General features: G+C 48.7%; 1 protein-coding gene. It reads left to right on the forward strand.

What is annotated here, in order from left to right; genetic code table 11:
* On the forward strand, window positions 1-820 hold an 820-nt coding region (locus tag ACLUXO_RS10195; RefSeq protein ID WP_459539853.1), incomplete at both ends, for an IS1634 family transposase.

Raw genomic sequence — 820 nt, forward strand, 5'->3', positions numbered from 1 at the left:
AGGCAGGGCCTCCTTTGTACACGGCTTGATCATGGAGCACATGGGTGAATTCGAATCAAAGAGAGCCTGCTCCATCAAGGCTTACCGGACTTATGGCATAACGGTTAAAGCCAAGCTGTACGCGGATGACGACACTGACCGCTATTTCCACATCTACTACAAGGCCAAGAAGCAGGCTAGCGAGCGTGCTAGACTGGAAGCTGATTTGGACAGAATGGAAGCCGAGATGGACAAGATAAAAGGCAGAGAATACAAGCTTCCAAAGCGATACGAGCATTATTTCAAGCTCACCTACCACAAAGACAAGTTCTATGGCTACGAGGAACGGGAAGATGTCATCGAACGAGAGCTGCAGCTGTGCGGCTATTTCGCGATCGTGACCTCCGAAAAGATGACGGCCTCTGAAGCCTTGAATCTTTACAAGAGCCGCGATATCTCAGAGAAGCTGTTTGGCAGTGATAAGGCCTTCCTTGGCAATCGCTCATTCAGAGTCGCAAGCAGTCAAGCAGCCGAAGCCAAGATCTTCATTCAGTTCATCGCTTTGATAATCCGTGCAAGAATCTACACGCTTTTGAGAAAGCGCAAAGCCGAAATGCCGGGCAAGCCTAACTATTTGAGCGTACCTTCAGCACTGAAAGAGCTCGAAAAGATTGAGCTGATACGCCAACCGAACGGCAATTATAAGCTAGATCACGCAGTCACAGCTACCCAGAAAGTAATACTAGGGGCCTTTGGACTGGACGAAGAATGGATCAAGGCACAGGCAAGACTGATTGGAAAAGATATCCAGAACGCCGCAATGCCAGAAGAACAGAAAGAT

The organism is Lactobacillus delbrueckii subsp. bulgaricus, assembly GCF_046938665.1.
GTDB lineage: Bacteria > Bacillota > Bacilli > Lactobacillales > Lactobacillaceae > Lactobacillus > Lactobacillus delbrueckii_C.